General features: G+C 65.5%; 16 protein-coding genes. 7 read left to right on the top strand and 9 right to left on the bottom strand.

Annotated features, from left to right (window positions below; genetic code table 11):
* Positions 1–76 precede the first annotated feature (76 nt).
* From clpA to QP803_RS00825, 3 genes are all read right to left on the bottom strand, one after another.
* On the bottom strand, positions 77–2,407 hold the full coding sequence (gene clpA, locus QP803_RS00835; protein WP_284945794.1) for an ATP-dependent Clp protease ATP-binding subunit ClpA: 2,331 nt from the start codon (positions 2,405–2,407) through the stop codon (positions 77–79).
* 174 nt (positions 2,408–2,581) lie between these two features.
* A complete protein-coding gene (gene clpS / locus QP803_RS00830; RefSeq protein ID WP_284945793.1) occupies positions 2,582–2,917 on the bottom strand; it encodes an ATP-dependent Clp protease adapter ClpS in 336 nt (111 codons plus the stop codon).
* A gap of 355 nt (positions 2,918–3,272) precedes the next feature.
* On the bottom strand, positions 3,273–3,821 hold the full coding sequence (locus tag QP803_RS00825) for a phasin family protein (RefSeq protein ID WP_284945792.1): 549 nt from the start codon (positions 3,819–3,821) through the stop codon (positions 3,273–3,275).
* A gap of 356 nt (positions 3,822–4,177) precedes the next feature.
* Here QP803_RS00825 and QP803_RS00820 point away from each other — a divergent pair, with 356 nt between their 5' ends.
* Positions 4,178–5,410 carry a D-alanyl-D-alanine carboxypeptidase family protein gene (locus tag QP803_RS00820; protein WP_284945791.1) on the top strand — a complete coding sequence of 411 codons (1,233 nt, stop codon included), beginning with the start codon at positions 4,178–4,180 and terminating at the stop codon, positions 5,408–5,410.
* Here the strand turns inward: QP803_RS00820 and QP803_RS00815 are convergent.
* From QP803_RS00815 to QP803_RS00795, 5 genes are read right to left on the bottom strand one after another with little or no spacing between them, the layout of a single operon-like run.
* Entirely contained in the window at positions 5,407–6,828 is a 1,422-nt protein-coding gene (locus QP803_RS00815; RefSeq protein ID WP_284945790.1) for an FAD-binding oxidoreductase, read from the bottom strand. The genes QP803_RS00820 and QP803_RS00815 overlap by 4 nt on opposite strands.
* Positions 6,825–8,330 (bottom strand): Ppx/GppA family phosphatase, encoded by a 1,506-nt coding sequence (locus QP803_RS00810; RefSeq protein WP_284945789.1) that lies wholly within the window; start codon positions 8,328–8,330, stop codon positions 6,825–6,827. The genes QP803_RS00815 and QP803_RS00810 overlap by 4 nt, the downstream gene beginning before the upstream one ends.
* Positions 8,327–10,528, bottom strand: a complete 2,202-nt coding sequence (locus tag QP803_RS00805; RefSeq protein WP_284945788.1) for an RNA degradosome polyphosphate kinase — start codon at positions 10,526–10,528, stop codon at positions 8,327–8,329. The genes QP803_RS00810 and QP803_RS00805 overlap by 4 nt, the downstream gene beginning before the upstream one ends.
* A gap of 9 nt (positions 10,529–10,537) precedes the next feature.
* On the bottom strand, positions 10,538–11,269 hold the full coding sequence (locus tag QP803_RS00800) for a P-loop NTPase family protein (RefSeq protein WP_284945787.1): 732 nt from the start codon (positions 11,267–11,269) through the stop codon (positions 10,538–10,540).
* Positions 11,266–12,432, bottom strand: a complete 1,167-nt coding sequence (locus QP803_RS00795; protein ID WP_284945786.1) for an AI-2E family transporter — start codon at positions 12,430–12,432, stop codon at positions 11,266–11,268. The genes QP803_RS00800 and QP803_RS00795 overlap by 4 nt, the downstream gene beginning before the upstream one ends.
* A gap of 181 nt (positions 12,433–12,613) precedes the next feature.
* Here QP803_RS00795 and purM point away from each other — a divergent pair, with 181 nt between their 5' ends.
* The 3 genes from purM to QP803_RS00780 are packed head-to-tail and all read left to right on the top strand — an operon-like array spanning position 12,614 to position 14,504.
* Positions 12,614–13,690: a phosphoribosylformylglycinamidine cyclo-ligase gene (gene purM, locus QP803_RS00790; RefSeq protein WP_284945785.1), complete on the top strand. Its 1,077-nt coding sequence runs from the start codon at positions 12,614–12,616 to the stop codon at positions 13,688–13,690.
* A 2-nt stretch (positions 13,691–13,692) separates the two neighbouring features.
* Entirely contained in the window at positions 13,693–14,298 is a 606-nt protein-coding gene (purN, locus tag QP803_RS00785) for a phosphoribosylglycinamide formyltransferase (RefSeq protein WP_284945784.1), read from the top strand.
* Positions 14,299–14,330: 32 nt separating this feature from the next.
* On the top strand, positions 14,331–14,504 hold the full coding sequence (locus QP803_RS00780) for a hypothetical protein (protein WP_284945783.1): 174 nt from the start codon (positions 14,331–14,333) through the stop codon (positions 14,502–14,504).
* 179 nt (positions 14,505–14,683) lie between these two features.
* On the opposite strand, the gene ndk is transcribed toward QP803_RS00780, so the two are convergent.
* Positions 14,684–15,106 (bottom strand): nucleoside-diphosphate kinase, encoded by a 423-nt coding sequence (gene ndk / locus QP803_RS00775; RefSeq protein ID WP_284947785.1) that lies wholly within the window; start codon positions 15,104–15,106, stop codon positions 14,684–14,686.
* A gap of 120 nt (positions 15,107–15,226) precedes the next feature.
* On the opposite strand from ndk, the gene QP803_RS00770 reads away from it, so the two are divergent.
* Genes QP803_RS00770 through QP803_RS00760 form a run of 3 tightly spaced genes read left to right on the top strand, consistent with a single transcriptional unit; the run spans position 15,227 to position 19,639 of the window.
* Positions 15,227–17,101 carry an ABC-F family ATP-binding cassette domain-containing protein gene (locus QP803_RS00770; RefSeq protein WP_284945782.1) on the top strand — a complete coding sequence of 625 codons (1,875 nt, stop codon included), beginning with the start codon at positions 15,227–15,229 and terminating at the stop codon, positions 17,099–17,101.
* A gap of 51 nt (positions 17,102–17,152) precedes the next feature.
* Positions 17,153–19,234 carry an NAD(+) synthase gene (locus QP803_RS00765; protein ID WP_284945781.1) on the top strand — a complete coding sequence of 694 codons (2,082 nt, stop codon included), beginning with the start codon at positions 17,153–17,155 and terminating at the stop codon, positions 19,232–19,234.
* A gap of 18 nt (positions 19,235–19,252) precedes the next feature.
* Complete coding sequence (locus tag QP803_RS00760; protein ID WP_284945780.1) at positions 19,253–19,639, top strand: response regulator; 387 nt, start codon at positions 19,253–19,255, stop codon at positions 19,637–19,639.
* Positions 19,640–19,681 lie beyond the last annotated feature (42 nt).

Below are 19,681 nucleotides of genomic sequence, written 5' to 3'. Positions count from 1 at the left end.
GGGTAAAAATTCATCGTCACCCGCGGACTTGATCCGCAGATGACGAGCGAGAGTTCGAGCCTGAACCCGAGGAGACTTACTCGACCTCCTCCGGCTCTTTCTCCGTGCCGCCCTCTTCGCCGCCGGGCCGCGAAACCACCGGGGGCGTCGCTTCCGTGACGTCGAAGTCGAGCTTGCCGTCCTTCATCGTGACCTTCACCGATCCACCCTTGGCGAGACGGCCGAACAATAGCTCCTCCGCCAGCGGCTTCTTGATGTGCTCCTGGATGACTCGGGCCAGCGGCCGCGCCCCATACAGCTTGTCGTAGCCGCGCTCCGCGAGCCATTCCTTCGCGGCCGAGGACAGCTCGATCGTCACGTTGCGGTCGGCAAGCTGCGCTTCCAGCTGCATGACGAACTTCTCGACGACGCGGCCCACCACGTCCTGCGTCAGGGCCGCGAAGGGGATGATCGCATCGAGACGGTTGCGGAATTCCGGTGTGAACATGCGCTTGATCGCATCCTCATCCTCGCCCGTCCGCATATCCCGCTCAAAGCCGATCGCGGCCTTCGCCATGTCGGACGCGCCGGCATTGGTCGTCATGATCAGGATGACGTTGCGGAAATCCACGGTCTTGCCGTTGTGGTCCGTGAGTTTGCCGTGGTCCATGACCTGCAACAGGATGTTGTAGAGGTCGGGATGCGCCTTCTCGATTTCGTCCAGCAGCAGCACGCAATGCGGATGCTGGTCGATGGCGTCGGTCAACATGCCGCCCTGGTCAAAGCCGACATAGCCCGGCGGCGCGCCGATCAGGCGTGAGACCGAATGCCGCTCCATGTATTCGCTCATGTCGAAGCGGACGAGCTGGATGCCGAGCACGCTCGCCAACTGGCGGGCGACCTCGGTCTTGCCCACGCCGGTCGGGCCGCTGAACAGGTAGTTGCCGATCGGCTTCTCCGGGTCGCGCAGCCCAGCGCGGGACAGCTTGATCGCGGCGGCCAAGTTTTCGATCGCCTTGTCCTGGCCAAAGACCATGGAGCGCACATCCCGCTCCAAATGGCGCAGGATCTCCTTGTCGTCGGCCGACACCGATTTCGCAGGGATGCGGGCGATCTTGGCCACGATCTCCTCAATGTCACGCAGCGTCACGGTCTTGCGGCGCTTATGCTCGGGCAGCAGCATCCGGCTGGCGCCGACTTCGTCGATCACGTCGATCGCCTTGTCCGGCAGTTTACGGTCGTGAATGTATTTCGAGGAAAGATCGACCGCCGCGCGGATCGCCTCATCGGTATAACGAACCTTGTGGTGCTTTTCGTAGACGGTCTTGAGGCCGCGAAGGATCTTCACGGCGTCCTCGGCATTCGGCTCGGGCACGTCGATCTTCTGGAACCGGCGCACCAGGGCGCGGTCCTTCTCAAAGTAGTTGCGGAATTCCTTATAGGTCGTGCTGCCGATGCAGCGCAGCGTGCCCGCCGCAAGCGCCGGCTTCAGCAGGTTGGACGCATCCATGGCGCCGCCACTCGTGGCACCCGCGCCGATGACGGTGTGGATTTCGTCGATGAACAGAATGCCGCCGGCATGGTTTTCCAGCTCGGTGACAACCGCCTTCAGACGCTCCTCGAAATCACCCCGATACCGCGTGCCCGCCAGCAACGCGCCCATGTCGAGCGAGAAGATGGTGCACTTGGCCAGAACCTCTGGCACATCGCCTTCGACAATGCGCTTGGCCAGGCCCTCGGCGATGGCTGTCTTGCCTACGCCCGGATCGCCCACATAAAGCGGATTGTTCTTGGTCCGCCGGCAGAGAATTTGGATGGTGCGCTCGATCTCGTTCTCGCGACCGATCAGCGGATCGATTTTGCCGGCGATGGCCTTCTTATTAAGGTTGACGCAGTAGTTGGTCAGCGCATCCTGACCACGACGGCCGCTCTTTTCTTCCTGCTCGGGCGTATCCTGCGACGAGGCTTTCTCAGTGCGCGGCGCGCTTTTGCCGGGCGCCTTGGCAATGCCGTGGCTGATGAAGTTGACGGCATCCAGGCGCGTCATGTCCTGAAGCTGGAGGAAATAGACGGCGTGACTCTCGCGCTCACTGAACAGGGCGACAAGCACATTGGCGCCGGTCACCTCATCACGGCCGGAGGATTGAACATGGATGGCGGCACGCTGAACGACACGCTGAAAGCCTGCGGTGGGCTTCGGGTCGCCAGGGCGATCGGTCGCGAGGCCCGCCAAATCCTTGTCGAGAAACTCAGTGAGGTCACCGCGCAATTTATCGAGATCGACCCCGCAGGCGCGCAGCACAGTCGCCGCATCGGTGTCTTCCGTGAGCCCCAGGAGCAGATGCTCCAGTGTCGCGTATTCATGTTTCCGCTCGCTGGCGAGGGAGAGCGCGCGGTGAAGGGTCTGCTCAAGATTCCGGGACAACATTCCGACGCTCCTTTACTTCGTCATCACTGGCTGTGGCCCGCGGCGGTAAGGCCTGAAGGGAGCCAGCGAAGTCTCGACTCTCTACGCATCGGCCGAGTGCGCAGACGCAGCAAACCAATCGACGGGGTATCCTGCACCAAGATTCCGCGCCGACGCATTAACTTTTGATCAGGCTCACTCTTTTTCGATGGTGCATTGCAGGGGGTGCTGGTTTTGACGGGCCAGATCCATCACCTGCGTCACCTTCGTCTCCGCCACCTCATAGGTGAAGACGCCACACACGCCCACGCCGCGCCGATGGACGTGAAGCATGATGCGAGTCGCCTCGTCGCGGTTCTTCTGGAAGAACCGCTCAAGCACATGCACGACGAATTCCATGGGCGTGTAATCGTCGTTCAACATCAGAACTTTGTACATGGCGGGCTTGCGCGTCTTCGTCCGCGTCTTGACCACTACGCCTGTACCGGGGCCATCCGCGCCGCCGCCGTTGCGCCTGTCGCTGTCGCTCATCGCGCTATCGTTAATCCCCGAGTGATACCGAAACGTGAACCTCTCTGGAGGATGCGTCCACCCAGGAAGGCCGCGCGACCGGCTAGTCCCTCCTCTGACCATAGAAGCAGGAGGCAGCGCTGGAAAAGACCAGAATTGAATGTCCCGCTAAGGCGACATCCTTAAGTGAAAGATGGGGAAAGCTGGGCTGCGAAAGAAGGGGGCGGCTCGCGGAGCATCAATGCACCACGGGCGGGCATGGCTGATCCCCATGTGGCGCGGGCACGAGCGGCTAGGCCTTACGCGTAACGATCGGGCACAAAAAAAGCCCAGACCGAACGGCCTGGGCTTTTTTGAGGTCGCCGGATCAAACGGATCAGGCGGTCTTGGAGAAGTTCTCAACAGCCAGGGTCATGCGGCCGGAGATCGGCGCGATCGCCTGCTCGGCGAGCTTCATGGAGGCATCGGTATATTTGCTGGTTTCAGCGACGCTCTTTTCGAGGGTCGAGCGGGCCAGACCGACCTGAAGGTCAACGGCCTCTTTCAGGGACTTGACGGTGGTCATCGCCTTGAACGCGGTCATGGCGTCTTCGTATGAAGCCTGCATCGACGAGGCCATCTGCTTGGAAAGATCCTGCCAGCCGGTCGACCAGATCTGGCCGGACTTGATCACGGCCTCAAGATTGCCCTGTCCGAAAGCCACAACGTCTTCAGCGGTTTTCATCGTCTTGGTCACCCCTTCTTTGAATTTCGACTGTGAGGCCGCGAAGGTCGATGCCGCCTTCGTCATGCCGTTCTTCATATCCGCAACTGTCGTATCGAAGGCCTTCGTGGACGCAGCGCCAGCTTGCTCCAGCACCTCATGCGTCACGGCGGCGGCCTGCTCAAGCCCAGCCTCGGTCGTCGTGTTCATGTCATCCTGCATCGACGCCACTCCCAACTTCTGTTTCACGCGTGCCAAATCACATGCTCCATGTCGGTCATGACGCGCATCCGGCTCAGGTGACGCTCAGGAGCGACGAAAACCAAGTATGACCTGGTTTGCTGCGGTGCAGCACAGCTCATCTACTGCGGTCGCCAGCCCGATTCAAGCGAATTTGTGCAGTGCACCATATTTGTTTTTCAGCATCAGAGGCCCGCCAAGCGGGCGGCGTGTGAGCGCATGAGCGTAAGTGATTGCAATTCCGGTAGATCTGGGCCAAACCTGCCGCGTCGTGACTGTCGTTTGACGGCAGCTATCGCACCACGATGGAGGCCTCCGATGGGCAGGAACACGCACGTATGAGGGCTTGCCTTCGCTGGCCCCTGGCCCTTTGCCTCGCGGTGGCAGGCGCCCTCACGCTCCCGTCGCGCGCCACACGCGCTGACGTTCTGCCGCCGATGAGCTCGATCATCGTCGACGCCCATAGCGGTCAGACCCTGTTCCAGGCCCAGGCCGACGCCCCGCGCTATCCTGCCAGCCTGACCAAGCTCATGACGCTGTATATGCTGTTCGAGGCGCTGCGTGATCATCGCATCACCCTCAATCAGATGATGCCGGTGTCCGAACACGCCGCCGACGTGCAGCCCGTGAAGCTCGGCGTGCGCCCCGGCGCGCGCCTGTCTGTCGAGGAATCGATCCTCGGAATGGTGACACTCTCGGCGAATGACGCGGCGACGGCTGCGGGCGAATTCCTTGCCGGCGGCGACGAAACGCGGTTCGGCGCCCTGATGACCTTGAAGGCCCATACCCTTGGTATGGACGACACCGTGTTCCGCAACGCGTCTGGCCTGCCCGACCCCGCGCAGATCACGACGGCGCATGACCTCGCCATTCTGGCGCGCCGCCTGATTCAGGACTTCCCGGACGAGTATCACTACTTCTCGACGCCCAGCTTCCTGTTCCATGGCCGCGTGATCTTCAATCACGACAATCTGCTGAAATACTATCCCGGTGCGGATGGCATGAAGACCGGCTATACGAATGCCGCCGGACATAATCTGGTCAGCAGCGCCCTGCGCGGCGGCGTCCGCCTCATCGGCGTGGTCATGGCGGCGCCCTCCAATGGCTTCCGCGACCATCAGATGATGAGCATGCTCGATGATGGCTTCGCCACCGAGCTGGGGCCGGCCGCCGGGCTATCGGCCGTGGCCGCCACGGTGGCGATGCGACGCGCCCAGCAAGTCGCCGGCACAGGTCCGGTCGTGCCTGTCCCCGCCACGCTTCCCAATGGTCAGCGTCAGGTCGGCAGCCAGGTCGGGCTGGCAATGCGCGGGCCTTCGAACTGGAGCCTCGACCTCGGCAGCTACCCGAGCAAAGCCGCCGCCAGCACGGCTTTGCGCATCGGCATGCGCTCCGCCGGCGGCGGTGTCATGCATCTCGCCTCCGCCAAGGTCGGCGCGCATCGCAAGTGGCATGCCTGGATTGCCTCTGTGAGCCCGGCCCATGCCCGCGCCGCCTGTAGTGCCATGAACCATTACGGTCGGGCCTGCACCGCGATCCGCCCGGCCGGCCGGGAATTGGCGGAGCGTTAAAGCGCGTCCGACGGGGGGAATATCACCCCCGGATTGAGCGTTCCGCGCGGATCGAGGCTCGCCTTGATCGCCCGCATCAGCCCGAGTTCCACCCCGCCGCGCCAGCTTTCCATCAAATCGGTCTTGAGCCGGCCGACGCCGTGCTCGGCTGAAAAGCTGCCGCCCAGGCGCAGCACCACGCCATTGACGAGGTCCATCAGCGCCTCCGACTGAGCGAGAAACGCCGCAGCATCCGCGCCGACCGGCTGCACCAGATTGAGGTGGATATTGCCGTCACCGAGATGACCGAAGGGTGCGACGCGGATGCCCGACACTGCAGCGGCACAGGCGGCCTCGGCCTGCCGCAGCAGGTCCGGCACACGCGACAGGGGCACGGAAACGTCGTTCTTCACCGAAGCGCCGGCACGCTTCTGGGCCTCGGCATGCTCTTCCCGAATCTGCCAGAAGGCACGGCGCTGCGCCTCGTTGCGGGCAATGGCGGCGTCGATCACCTCGCCCGCTTCCATGGCCTCGGCCAATGGCTCCTCCAAGGCGGAGTCGAGATCGCCCGCGACGCTCGTTGCCAATGCGATGAGGACATAATGGTCGGCGGCGGCCACAGGCAGCCGGGTGCCGGCGATATGGTGCAGCACCAGCGCGACGGAGAGTCCGCTCATATACTCGAAGGCATGCAGCTCGGCCGCGTTCCATTGCCGCAGCCTGCCGAGCAAGGCGAGCGCCGCCTCAGAAGACGGTACAGCGCAGAAGGCGGCTGCGCGGGCGCGAATACCGGGTTGCAGGCGCAGCACGGCCGCCGTGATGATGCCGAGCGTGCCTTCCGAGCCGACAAAAAGCTGACGCAGGCAATAGCCGGTATTGTCCTTATGCAAGTGCCGCAGCCCGTCCCACACCGCGCCGTCGGCCAGCACGACCTCCAGCCCCAGCACCAGATCCCGCGCATTGCCGAAACGAAGCGTATTGTTGCCGCCGGCATTGGTCGCGAGCACCCCGCCGATCTGGGCGCTGCCCTCCGAGGCGATCGACAGCGGCAGCAACAGGCCCGCCGCCTCGGCCGCCGCCTGCGCGGATGCGAGCGTCATCCCAGCCTCGACCGTCATGGTCATGTCGATCGGGTCTAGGTCACGCACCTGCCGCAGGCGCTCCAGGCTGAGCACCACGGTGCGGCCGTCATCCGAAGGCGTGGCGCCGCCGACCAGGGAGGTATTGCCGCCTTGCGGCACAACGGCCGCGCCCGCCTCGGCGCAGAGACGAAGACACTCAGCGACCTCCGCCGTGGAGGATGGCCGGACCACCGCGAGCGGCCGGCCATGATAGAGGCCGCGCCAATCTTCGGCATAACGCGCGACGTCGGCGGCCTCCGTCAGCACCGCGCCCGCCCCAAGGCAGGCGGCAAGGCGCGACGGAAGCCCTGCCGTCACGCAGTCTGCTCGATCAGGGCATGCTCCGCACCGGTGAAGGGGTCGAGGCCAAGCACGGCGGCGAGCCGGCCGAGACGGCGAATGACGCTCTCCCCCGCGAAGACGCCGGCATTCTCGTTGAGGTCGAGGATCAGGCGGCCATCGGCAATCGATAGCGAGGTGCCGGCGAGCAGATCGGGCGTGCCGCCGGACAGCGCATAGGCCAGTTGCAGGGCGACGCCGAGCGCCTCGGCCCGCTGCGCCGATGCCATGTCGAGCAGCATGCGCGCCGGCGCCAGGAAAGGCGCATCGGGCTCTGCCTCGTACCGCATCGCGATCGTCAGCGCGAGGAAGGCGCGGGCGTGATGGTCGATGCCGGTGCCGGGCTGACGCAAGACCCGCAGGAAGCCCTGCTCGGCGCGATATTCCGGATGATCGTGGCTCGCGACGTCGGAGAACCAGCACGCGGCCTCGCGCAGCCTGCGCTGCTCGGCCGTTTCCCGGAAGGCGAGCACACTGGTCCATGCCATCAGGGCGGGCGGCAGCGTCGCGTCCCGGCTGAAATGCTCCGCCATGTCGCGCGCGGCCGCCACCACCGGCTCCTCGTTGCGAATGCTCTCAGGCATCATCTCCATCAGCCAGCCCTCGCGCAGGCCATTGGCGCTGAAGACCACCCGCGCCGCGCCGGTGATGCGCAGCAGGCGACGCAGAACCACGGCGGCAAAGGGCAAATCGTCGATGCGGCGGCGCGGCAAGCCGGGCAGCCGCTCCAGCGCACGGCGGCTGGCGCCGGCGACGACACCGGCCAGATCCCGCGCCTCGTCACGCGCGATGGTGTAGTGGTGGATCATGTTCAGCGGATAGCTGGTCTGGGCCATATGGATCCGCGCCAGCGCCCGGAAGGCGCCGCCCACAAGATACAGGTCCTGGCCCGCACCCTGGGCCAGCCACGGCACCGAGGCCGTATCTTCCTCGACGATCGTCCGCGCCCTGAGAAGATCATTGCCCGCACGGTCCGCCAGGCGAATGACACCCAGCTTCATCGTCTCACTATGGGTCTGCTGTCCGGCGAGAAGCCGCACCGCTTCCAACGAGCCGCCGCCGATATCGAGCAGGATGCCCTCGGCATTGGGAATGCCGCACAGCACGCCCTCAGCCGATAGCCGCGCCTCCTCCTTGCCGGGCAGGATGCGGATCGGCACGCCCGGCATGCGCGCTTCCAGCCCAGCGACGAACTCCGCGCCATTGCTGGCATCCCGCACGGCGGCGGTCGCCAGCACCTCGAAGGGATCGGCGTGCATCGCCCGCGCCACGGCATGGTAGCGGCTCATCACCGTGAGCGCCTGCTGCACGCCCTCTTCGTTCAGCCGCCCGGTTTGCTGCAGGCCACGACCGAGGCGCAGCACCGCCTTTTCATTGAAGATACTGACGGGGTTGCGCGATTCCCCCTCGAAGACGACGAGGCGGACGGAGTTGGAGCCGAGATCGACAACGGCGCAGCGATGGAGGGTCAGTGGACTCAATCCCTCATACCATGCGGTATCCGGTGCGCCGCATGCTGGACCAGGGCCGGCCCATGAAGGGCGGACCCACGACCCGACAGCGACGGGTTGGTCATGAAATAGTTATGGGCGGAAATCGGCTTACGCCCACTCTGCACGCGGCGCCACGCCTTGTCGCCGCCTAGCTCCCAGGACTGCATATTGTCCTTGAGATCGACGACCATGATCTGGTCCAGCACCTGGGCATGCACCGTCGGGTTGCGGATCGGCACCAGCGTCTCGACCCGCATATCGAGGTTGCGCGCCATCCAATCGGCGCTGCTGATGAAGACCTTGGCCTCTCGGCTCGGCAGGGAATGGCCGTTGGCGAAGACGCAGATGCGGGCGTGTTCCAGGAAGCGCCCGACGATCGACTTCACGCGAATATTCTCGGACAGGCCCGGCAGGCCCGGACGCAGGCAGCAGATGCCGCGAATGACGCATTTCACCGCAACGCCGGCGGCGGAGGCCTCATAGAGAAGGTCGATCATGCGCTCATCGACCAGGGAATTGACCTTGAGCCATATGCCGGACGGACGACCGGCCTTGGCATTCACGATCTCCTCACGAATCAGATGCTCCAGCGTCAGGCGCGTGGTCAGCGGGCTGAAGCCGATGGCGTCCATCTTCTCAGGGCGCGCATAGCCGGTGATGAAGTTGAACAGCCGCGCGGCGTCCCGCGTCAGGTCGGGATCAGAGGTGAAGAAGCTGAGGTCGGTATAGATGCGGGCCGTGATGGGGTGATAATTGCCGGTGCCGAAATGCGCATAGGACCGCACTGAGCCGCCCTCGCGCCGCACCACCAGGGAGATCTTGGCATGGGTCTTCAGCTCGGTGAAGCCGAAGACGACCTGCACGCCCGCTGCCTCCAACGCGCGCGACAGGCGAATATTGGCTTCCTCGTCGAACCGCGCCCGCAGCTCGACCAGGGCTGTGACCGACTTCCCGGCCTCCGCCGCCTCGATCAGCGCCTTGACGATCGGGCTGTCCTTGCTGGTGCGATACAGCGTCTGCTTGACGGCGATGACATTGGGGTCGCCGGCCGCCTGGCGCAGGAACTGCACCACCACATCGAAGCTCTCGAAGGGATGGTGGACGATGATGTCCTTGGCGCGGATTGCGGCGAAGCAATCGCCGCCGAAATCGCGGATCCGCTCGGGGAAGCGCGGCGTATAGGGCGTGAACAGCAGATCCGGCCGGTCATCGACGATGAGCTGCTTGAGATCGACGGTGCCGAGAATGCCGGCTTCCTCGAAAATCTCCTCCGGCGGGGCCATCACCGCTTCGGACACGAAGCGCTTCAGCGCGTCTGGCATCGAGGCCTGAAGCGTCAGGTTGATGGCCACGCCCCGGCGACGGCGCTTGAGCGCCGTCTCATAGGACAGAACCAGATCCTCGGCCTCATCCTCAAACTCGACATCGGTGTCGCGAATGACCCGGAACAGGCCCTGCCCGTCTGCCGCATAGCCGGGGAACAGCCGCTCCATGGACAGGCCGACCAGCTCCTCCAGCATGACGAAGCGGATCGGGCCGCCGGGCTCGGTCGGCAGGCGAATGAAGCGCTCGACCTGCGCCGGCAGGGGAATCAAGGACCGCATCACATGCCGGTCGTGGTTGGAGACCAGCAGCAGCGCCAGCACCAGACCCATGTTCGGGATGAATGGAAAGGGATGCGCCGGGTCGATCGCCAGCGGCGTCAGCACCGGGAAAACCCGCTCCATGAAATAAGCTTCAAGCCAGTCGCGGTCTGCGGCGGACAGCGACTTGACCTCGGCCACCACCAACCCGGCCTGGGCCAGCTCGCCTTTCACCTTGTGCCAGGCATGCTGCTGATCCGCGATCAGGCGCCGGGCGCGCAGATTGATTTCGACCAATTGCTGGGCCGGCGTCATTCCATCCGGCGACTGGACGACGACGCCCGCTTTCGCCTGGCCGACCAGGCCGGCCACGCGCACGGAATAGAACTCATCGAGGTTGGAGGCGCTGATGGAAATGAAGCGCAACCGCTCCAGCAAAGGATGGTGGCGATTCTCGGCCTCTTCCACCACGCGATGGTTGAAATCCAGCCAGGACAGCTCCCGGTTGATGAAGCGCGAGGGCGAATCCCGCGCGACGATCTCGGTCGACATCGTTTCCGCTTCGGACTCGTTGGCCGGGGTGGTGTGTGCTGCTGAGTTCATAACGATATCCTACAGGAGCGCTTCGCCGTTTGGGGAGGGTCGTGCCGTCGCGGTCTCGTAATCTTCATGCGATCGCGCGCCCATTTCGGCGACGATAGAGGCGGCCAAGGTCCGCGTCACCCTGCCGCCGGCCGCGAGGGCCTGCCGATCAAGCCGCGCCGCCGCTTCGCGTAGAGCACCGGGATGGCGCGGCAAGCGGGTCAATAGCCAATCCTGAAGGTTTTCGCCCAGAACCAATTGCCGATCCGACAGCAGCCGGGCGAGCAGGGTGCGCAGCAGTGGCGCCTCTGCCGGACGCAGGCCGACGGCGGTCATCGCGCGCAGGCGGCTGACGAGATCGGGCAACCGCACGGGCCAATGCGCGGGCGGGGCGCGGCCGGTCAGCAACAAGGGCAGCCGCATCTCCGCCGCCATATTGATCAGGTGCAGCAAGGTCACCTCATCCGGCGCGGCATCGGCATCATCCAACGCCACGGTTCCGCTCCCTGAAAGATCGGGCAGGCGGCGAAGCTCCGGGCCAGACAGCAGCAGGGCGCCGGGGCGCGCCGCCCAAAGCTGCAACAGATGCGTCTTGCCGCAGCCTTCCCCGCCGTACAGCGCCAGACGGTTCGCGGGCCAATCCTCCGTCCGCGCGAGCCAGGCGCGGGCCTCGGCATTCGAGGGAGCCGCGATGAAATCCTCGGCGCAAAATCGCGGCACATAAGCAAAGGGCAGCGCCAGTTGACGTTCCGCCGCACTCATGCGGACGGCCCCCCTTTGGACGCAGCGTCATCGGGGGACAGGCGGTCGAGATAGAGCGGGCTACGCAGATAGCGGCGGATCCAGAACCGCGCGAGAACGCCGAGGACGGCGGTCACCGGCACCGCCAACAGCACACCGAGGAAGCCGAAGGCCGCACCCCCCGCGAGCAGCGCGAAGATCACCAGCACGTCGTGCAGCTCGACGCGATTGCCGAGCAGGCGCGGGTAGATGACATAGCCTTCCAGGATCTGGCCGAGCAGAAACACCCCGCCCACCATAATGACGCCGTGCCAGGTCGGAAACTGCGCCAGGGCGAGACCGAGCGACGTCACTGCCCCGGTAATGGTGCCGACATAGGGAATGAAGGACAGCAGACCCGCCGTCATGCCCACGATGAGGCCGAGATCCAGGCCGACCACGGTAAGTCCCACGGCATAGAAGACCGCGAGCATCAGGCAGCACAGCAATTGGCCGCGTAGCCAGGCCGACAGGATGCGGTCCACCTCAAGCGCCTGGGCGCGGATCACCCCAGCATAGCGCAGCGGCAGCAGCGCATCGATCCGGCGCACGATGAAGGACCAGTCGCGCAGGAGATAGAAAGCGACGATCGGCGTAATCACCAGCACCGTCAGGGCGTTGACGATGGCGAAGCCGCCGCCGATGACCTGCGCCAGGGCGCCGACGGCATAGGGGATCATGGCGCCGGCATGGGCACTGACGATTTCGCGCAGCTTATTGTCCACGAAGTCGGGACCGAGATGCTCCTGCAGATGCGACAGCGTGCCGTTCGCCCAGGCCTGCACCTCCACCACATAGGCCGGCATCCGCTGCAACAGCAGCCCGACCTGGGCCAGGATGATCGGATAGAGCAGCAGGGCAAAGGTCAGCATCACCGCGAGCAGGGCAACCACGAGGATCAGCGCCGCCAGCCATCGCGGAATACCGATCCGGTGCAGCCGGACAGCGACAGGATGCATGAAATAGGCGATGCCGGCCGCCGCCACGAAGGGCAGCATGACAGAGCGAAACAGAAAGAAGAACACGCAGGCCAGCAGCGCGAGGCCGATGCCCAGCGCCATCCGCTGCGCGCGGGTGGCGCGGCCGAGCCGGCGCGGATCCTCCGGCGGCAGCAGGACCACGGGTCCGCCGTCCACGCCTGTCATGCGCGGTCGCCGATCGGGGCGCCCGCCGTCACGGCTGCCGGTCGATGACACTCGGTTGCGCCGTGAACACGGCTGTGATTGTGTCCGCGCCTCTTCACAGATTTGCCTTGCATCGATCGGCGCCGCGCCACCCCGCGTGGCTGCCCCGAGCGCTGCAAGGCCTACCCTATCGAGGGCCTTGATGACCAGAGCGGCAAACCCCGGCAATGGTGCCACCTACCGCGACGCCGGCGTCGATATCCACGCCGGCGATGCCCTGGTCGAGGCGATCAAACCGCTTGCCCGCGCAACCACCCGTGCGGGCGTGCTGGGCGGCCTGGGCGGCTTCGGCGCCCTGTTCGACCTCAAGGCCGCCGGGTTCACCGACCCGGTTCTTGTTTCGACCACAGACGGCGTCGGCACCAAGCTGAAGATCGCCATCGACCATGACCTGCATGACACGGTCGGCATCGACCTCGTCGCGATGTGCGTGAACGACCTCATCGTTCAGGGCGCCGAGCCGCTGTTCTTCCTCGACTATTTCGCCACGGGAAGCCTGGATGTGGCGGCTGCGCGGCGGGTGATCACCGGCATCGCCGAGGGCTGTCGCCAGTCCGGCTGCGCCCTGGTGGGCGGGGAGACGGCAGAAATGCCGGGCATGTATCACGGCGGCGATTATGATCTCGCAGGCTTTTCAGTCGGCGCCGCCGAGCGGGACAGGCTGCTGCCGCGTGGCGTGGCACCGGGGGACGTGGTGCTCGGCCTCGCGAGTTCCGGCGTCCATTCCAACGGCTTTTCCCTCGTTCGCCGGGTGGCCGAACAGGCCGGCGTTGCCCTTGGCGGCCCCGCCCCCTTCGCGGACGGCATGAGCCTCGCCCAGGCGCTGATGACGCCGACCAAGCTTTATGTGCGCTCCGTGCTGGCGCTGCACCGCGCTGATCTCCTCAAGGCGGCGGCGCATATCACTGGCGGCGGCCTGCCCGGCAATCTGCCGCGCGCGCTGCCCGAAGGGACGGTCGCCCGCCTCGACGCGACACGCTGGACGGTGCCGGCAGTCTTCCGCTGGCTGGCCGAGGCCGGCGGCGTCACGGCCGATGAGATGCTGCGCGTGTTCAACTGCGGCATCGGCATGACCTTGATCGTCGCGGCCGCGCATGAGGCGGAGGCGACGCGGATCCTTCAAGCCGAGGGTGAGACGGTTTTCACCATCGGCCGCGTGGAGGCAGGGTCCGGCACTGCCGTGGCCGAGATCGAGACGCCGGCCAACTGGCCGCTTTAACGATGGTAACGAAGCGCCGCGTCGGCATTCTGATCAGCGGTCGCGGCTCGAACATGGCCTGCCTGGTCGAAGCCGCCCGCGCCCCCGACTACCCCGCCGAAATCGTGCTGGTGCTCGCGAACAAGCCGGAGGCCGGCGGCTTGGCCACGGCTGCCGCCGCCGGCATCGCCACGGTCGCGATCGACCATCGGCCGTTCGGACAGGACCGCGCGGCGCATGAGGCGGCGGTGGATGCTGCCTTGCGCGCCCATGATGTCGAGATCGTGTGCCTCGCCGGCTATATGCGGCTGCTGACGCCCTATTTGGTGTCGCGGTGGGCCGGCCGGATGCTCAATATCCATCCGAGTTTGCTGCCGGAGTTCAAGGGGCTGCACACCCATGCCCGCGCCATCGCGGCGGGTGAGACCGAGCACGGCTGCACGGTGCATCTGGTGACCGAGGATCTGGATTCGGGTCCCGTCCTCATGCAGGCACGGGTCGATGTGCGGCCGGATGACACCGAGGCGACGCTGTCGGCGCGCGTTCTGGCGGCAGAGCATCGGCTCTATCCGGAGGCGCTGCGGAAGCTCGCATCGCAACCCTTGCCGACCGCCGACCTCACGTCCTAAATGCGGCCTCAGCAACGACCAATGGATTGATCATGGCCGAACACGACGTGGCCGCGCACCAGGTGGCCGCAGAGCCCGCACCCTATGTGCCCGACACGATGGTGGCGGCACATCGCAGCCTGTGGGACCAGTTCGGCAAGCTGCTTCTCGGCAATGTCATCGTCATTGCCGCCGTGCTGATCCTGATGGCGATTTTTCTGACGTAGTCCAACGCGATTGGTGATGACGCTGCGCTCATACACTCCTACGGAGCTTACCGGGGCGACCCGTGATACGTCACCCGCGCACGTGATGCGCGGGCCTACCCGTCCCGGGGCCGAAACGCTGTATGGGCGCCAAAACGGGTAGTTCCCCGGGTCGAGCCCGGGGATGACGGTGATTTTGCTTAAGCGACGATGTCGATCTCGGCGAAGAAGAAGCTGATCTCCGTCGCGGCATTCTCGGCGCTGTCCGAACCATGCACCGAATTCGCTTCGATGCTCTCGGCATACTGGGCGCGGATGGTGCCTTCGGCGGCCTTCTTCGGGTCCGTGGCGCCCATCAGTTCGCGATTCTTCAGGACCGCATCCTCGCCGCTCAGGACCTGCGCCACGACGGGGCCGGAGATCATGTAGCTGACGAGATCGTTGAAGAAGCCGCGCTCGCGATGCACGCCGTAGAAGGACTCGGCCTGGGCGCGGGTCAGCAGGATGCGCTTCTGCGCGAGCACGGCGAGGCCGGCATCTTCGAAGATCGCGTTGATGTGGCCGGTTAAGTTGCGACGCGTGGCGTCCGGCTTGAGGATGGAAAGCGTGCGCTCGATGGCCATGGTTGGTTTTCTTTCTTGACGATTTAGGATTGGCGTGGTCGGCGCGCCATTAAAGGGTACCGCCACAGGCGGCAACCCACACCGTTCCGCCGCCGGCAATTTCCGGTTAGATGACGCCGCATGAGTGTACTTGTCATCCGCGACCTCTCGATATCGATCAAGGGCCGTCCCCTGCTGGAGAATGCCGACCTCACGGTCGATACCGGCCGCCGTATCGGCCTGATCGGCCGCAATGGCGCCGGCAAATCGACGCTGCTCCGCGCCATCTCCGGCGAGCTGCGGCCGGACGGCGGCGATATCCGCCTCGCCGCCCGCGCGCGCATGGGCGCGGTCGCGCAGGAAGCGCCCGGCGGGGACATCACGCCCCTCGCCGTCGTGCTCGCCGCCGACAAGGAACGCACCGCCCTTCTCGCCGAGGCGGAGCGGGAAACCGCGGATCCGCTCCGTCTCGCAGAGGTGCATGAACGCCTGCGGACCATTGGCGCCGAAGGCGCGCCCGCCCGCGCCGGCGCTATTCTCGGCGGTCTGGGCTTCAGCCGCGAGCGACAGGAGGGGCCAACCAGCGCCCTTTCCGGCGGCTGGCGCATGCGCGTGGCGCTGGCCGCCGCCCTGTTCGGCAACCCGGACTTGCTGCTGCTCGACGAGCCAACCAACCATCTCGACCTTGAGGCCTCGCTGTGGCTCGAAGGCTGGCTCGCCAAATTCCCCGGCGCGGCGCTGATCGTGTCCCATGATCGCGGTCTGCTCGATCGCTCGGTCGAGGCCATCGCCCATCTCGATCGCGGCAAGATTACGCTCAGTACGGGCGGTTTCGCCGAGTTCCTGCGTCTGCGGGCTGAGCGCACGGCCCAGCAGCGCCGCATGGTGGAAAAGGTGTCGGCCGAGCGCGAGCGCATCCAGGCCTTCGTCGATCGCTTCCGCGCCAAGGCCACCAAGGCGCGCCAGGCGCAGAGCCGGCTGAAGGCGTTGGAACGGCTGCCGCCGGTCGAAAACGTCATTGAAGATTCGCCGACACGCTTCGCTTTTCCCGAGCCGACGCGGCTGTCACCGCCCATCCTGACGCTGGATCGCGTCTCTGCCGGCTATGGCGGCAAGGCGATCCTGCGCAACATTTCCCTGAGCATGGATATGGACGACCGCATCGCCCTGCTCGGCGCCAACGGCAATGGCAAGTCCACTCTCGCCAAGCTCGTCGGCGGCTCGCTGCCCGCCATGTCGGGCGAAATGCGGCGCGCACCCGGCCTGAAGGTTGGCTATTTCGCGCAGGATCAGGCCGAGGCGCTGGTGCCGGGCGAAAGCCCGATCGACCATATGCAGCGCGCCCTGCCTCGCGCCCTGCCGCCGCAAGTGCGCGCCCAACTGGCGCGCTTCGGCCTCGATTCCGCTCGCGCGGAGACCAAGGTGTCCGAATTGTCGGGCGGCGAGAAGGGCCGCCTGCTGCTGGCCCTAGCGACACGCGATGCGCCGCATCTGCTGATTTTGGACGAGCCGACCAACCATCTCGACATCGACGCCAAGGAAGCGCTGATCCGCGCGCTGGCCGATTACACCGGCGCGGTGCTGCTCATTACCCATGATCCGCATCTGGTGGAGCTGGTGGCGGATAGTCTGTGGCTGGTGGCGGAGGGCACAGCCAGCGCCTTCGACGGCGACATGGATGACTATCGCGCGCGGCTGTCTGGCATCATCGCCGCCCAGAATGGCCGGCCGGAGGTGTCGGTCACCCGCCAGGATGACCGGCGGGAGAGGGCCGAAGCGCGCGCGGCTCTCGCGCCTTTGCGGAAAGTCGCGCAGGAGGCCGAGAAGCGCATCGCCAAACTGACGGCGGAACGCACCCGCGTGGAAGCGATTCTGGCAGATCCCAACTTCTACGCCACCAAGACCGGCGCCGACGTGACTAAGGCACAGATGCGGATGGCGGCGCTGAACCGGGATATCGAGAGCGCCGAGGAGGAATGGCTGGAAGCCTCAGGCGCAATGGAAGCCGCGCAATAGACGCATAGGCCCGTAGTTAACGGCTTCTTCTCCTTCTGCTAGGGTCGCGCCATGTCCTTCCGCTCGCTCTATCGCCATGGCTTCGCCCGCGTCGCCGCCTGCACGATCGACAGCAGCGTGGCGGACCCGAGCTCCAATGCCCGCGCCATCCTGGATGAGGCCCGCGCCTGCGATGCCGAGGGCGCGGTGCTCGCCGTCTTCCCGGAACTCAGCGTCTCCGGCTACGCGATCGACGATCTTTTGCTCCAGGATGTTCTGCTCGACGCGGTAGTTGCGGCGCTGGTGACCATCGCCGAGGGCAGCCGGGACCTGCTGCCGATCCTGCTGGTCGGCGCACCGCTGCGGGTCGGCAGCCGGTTGTTCAACACGGCGGTGGTGATCCATCGCGGTCGTATCCTGGGCGTCGTGCCCAAGATCCACCTGCCCAACTATCGCGAGTTCTACGAAAAGCGGCACTTCGCCTCGGGCGCCGGCATGGAAGGCGGCACCGTCCTTCTGGGCGGCGAGGAGGTGCCCTTCGGCCCTGACCTGCTGTTCGAGGCGGAGGATCTGCCCGGCTTCGTGCTGCATGTGGAAATTTGCGAAGATGTCTGGGTGCCGGTGCCGCCGAGTTCGCATGGCGCGCTGGCCGGGGCCACGGTTCTCGCGAACCTTTCGGCCAGCAATATTACCATCGGCAAGGCGGATACGCGCAGCCTGCTCTCTGCCTCGCAATCCGCGCGCTGCAACGCGGCCTATCTCTATGCCGCGGCCGGCGCCGGCGAATCCACCACCGACGTCGCCTGGGACGGTCAGGCCTCCATCTTCGAGATGGGCAATATCCTCGCCGAGACTGAGCGTTTCCCGCTCGGGCCGCAGCGGGCGGTGGCCGATATCGACCTCGACATGCTGCGCCAGGAACGGCTGCGCATGGGCAGCTTTGACGATAACCGCCGTGCCATCGGGCTTGAGCCCGAGGATTTCCGCCGCATCCCGCTGCGGCTCGATCCGCCGCAAGACGATATCGGCCTAAAGCGCCCGCTCGCGCGCTTTCCCTTCGTGCCCGCCGACCCCGCGCGTCTCCACCAGGATTGCTATGAGGGGTACAATATCCAGATCGCCGGCCTGGTGCAGCGGCTGCGCGGCATCGGCGGCAAGCGCATGGTCATCGGCGTTTCCGGTGGTCTCGATTCCACCCATGCGCTGATCGTGGCCGCCCGCGCGGCCGACCGCCTGGACCTACCCCGCGCCAATATCCTCGCCTTCACCATGCCGGGCTTCGCCACCAGCGACCACACCAAGGCCAATGCCATCCGCCTGATGGAGGCGCTGGGCGTGACCTGGAAGGAACTCGATATCCGGCCGGCGGCGCGGCAGATGCTGGCCGATATGGACCATCCTTTCGGGCGCGGCGAACCGGTCTATGATGTGACCTTTGAGAATGTGCAGGCCGGGCTGCGCACCGACTATCTGTTCCGTCTCGCCAACCATAACGACGGCATCGTCATCGGCACCGGCGATCTGTCGGAGCTGGCGCTCGGCTGGTGTACCTATGGCGTCGGCGACCAGATGTCGCATTACAACGTCAATGGCGGCATTCCTAAGACCCTCATCCAGCATCTCATTCGCTGGGTGATCAGTTCTGGCCAGTTCGACGCGGAGGTCGGTGCGACGCTCGACGCTATCCTCGCGACCGAAATTTCGCCGGAGCTGGTGCCGGTCGCGGCGGGCGAGAAGCCGCAGAGCACCGAGGCCAAGATCGGTCCCTATGCCTTGCAGGACTTCACCCTGTTCCATGTCCTGCGGTTCGGCTTCCGTCCGTCCAAGATCGCCTATCTCGCGCTGATGGCCTGGGAAGATGCGTCGGTCGGCGCCTGGCCGCCGGGCTTCCCGGAGGATCGGCGCCCGGAATACGACCTGGCCGAGATCCGCCATTGGCTGGAGGTCTTCATTCGCCGCTTCTTCGGCTTCAGCCAGTTCAAGCGTTCGGCCATGCCCAATGGCCCCAAGGTCAGCGCCGGCGGCAGCCTGTCGCCGCGTGGGGATTGGCGCGCGCCCTCAGACGGCAATGCCCGCGCTTGGCTGAGCGAGCTGGCGCGCGAAGTGCCGTCTGAGGATGTGTCGTCATCGCAACTCTTGCCAGAGCCTCGATAGTCTGGTGGAAACGCTGTGATGGACCAGCCTGTACGATTGAATGGCCTTCGCGTCCTCATTCTTGAGGATGAGGCTTTGCTGGCGATGTTGCTGGAGGATGTGCTGGCAGAATTCGGCTGTTCGGTCGCCGGCACCTTTTCCCAGAATGACGCCGCCCTGGCCTTTCTGGCCACCAACGCGGCCGATGTCGATTTCGGCATTCTGGACGTCAATATCGGCGGTCAGCGCAGCGACCCCGTGGCGCGTGAGTTCGACCGGCTCGGCCTGCCCTTCGTCTTCAGCACCGGCTATGACGATTCGGCCCTGAACCAGACGTGGCGCGGCAAGCCGAGCCTGAAGAAGCCGTTTCGGCCGATCGACCTGGAACGCATTCTGACGGACGCAGCGGCCGCCCGGGGGCCATAGGGATTTCGTCATCCGCGCACGTGATGCGCGGATCCATGGGCG

The sequence above is a fragment of the Acidisoma sp. PAMC 29798 genome, from assembly GCF_030252425.1.
GTDB classification, from domain to species: domain Bacteria; phylum Pseudomonadota; class Alphaproteobacteria; order Acetobacterales; family Acetobacteraceae; genus Acidisoma; species Acidisoma cladoniae.
The sequence above is the reverse complement of the archived record's forward strand: the minus strand, read 5'-3'. Positions and strand labels throughout refer to the sequence as shown.

Coding starts and splice junctions, on each gene's coding strand:
- clpA (WP_284945794.1), bottom strand. CDS start 2,407: ATGTTGTCCCGGAATCTTGAGCAGACCCTTCACCGCGCGCTCTCCCTC.
- clpS (WP_284945793.1), bottom strand. CDS start 2,917: ATGAGCGACAGCGACAGGCGCAACGGCGGCGGCGCGGATGGCCCCGGT.
- QP803_RS00825 (WP_284945792.1), bottom strand. CDS start 3,821: ATGCAGGATGACATGAACACGACGACCGAGGCTGGGCTTGAGCAGGCC.
- QP803_RS00820 (WP_284945791.1), top strand. CDS start 4,178: ATGAGGGCTTGCCTTCGCTGGCCCCTGGCCCTTTGCCTCGCGGTGGCA.
- QP803_RS00805 (WP_284945788.1), bottom strand. CDS start 10,528: ATGAACTCAGCAGCACACACCACCCCGGCCAACGAGTCCGAAGCGGAA.
- QP803_RS00800 (WP_284945787.1), bottom strand. CDS start 11,269: ATGAGTGCGGCGGAACGTCAACTGGCGCTGCCCTTTGCTTATGTGCCG.
- QP803_RS00795 (WP_284945786.1), bottom strand. CDS start 12,432: ATGACAGGCGTGGACGGCGGACCCGTGGTCCTGCTGCCGCCGGAGGAT.
- purM (WP_284945785.1), top strand. CDS start 12,614: ATGACCAGAGCGGCAAACCCCGGCAATGGTGCCACCTACCGCGACGCC.
- purN (WP_284945784.1), top strand. CDS start 13,693: ATGGTAACGAAGCGCCGCGTCGGCATTCTGATCAGCGGTCGCGGCTCG.
- QP803_RS00780 (WP_284945783.1), top strand. CDS start 14,331: ATGGCCGAACACGACGTGGCCGCGCACCAGGTGGCCGCAGAGCCCGCA.
- ndk (WP_284947785.1), bottom strand. CDS start 15,106: ATGGCCATCGAGCGCACGCTTTCCATCCTCAAGCCGGACGCCACGCGT.
- QP803_RS00770 (WP_284945782.1), top strand. CDS start 15,227: ATGAGTGTACTTGTCATCCGCGACCTCTCGATATCGATCAAGGGCCGT.
- QP803_RS00765 (WP_284945781.1), top strand. CDS start 17,153: ATGTCCTTCCGCTCGCTCTATCGCCATGGCTTCGCCCGCGTCGCCGCC.
- QP803_RS00760 (WP_284945780.1), top strand. CDS start 19,253: ATGGACCAGCCTGTACGATTGAATGGCCTTCGCGTCCTCATTCTTGAG.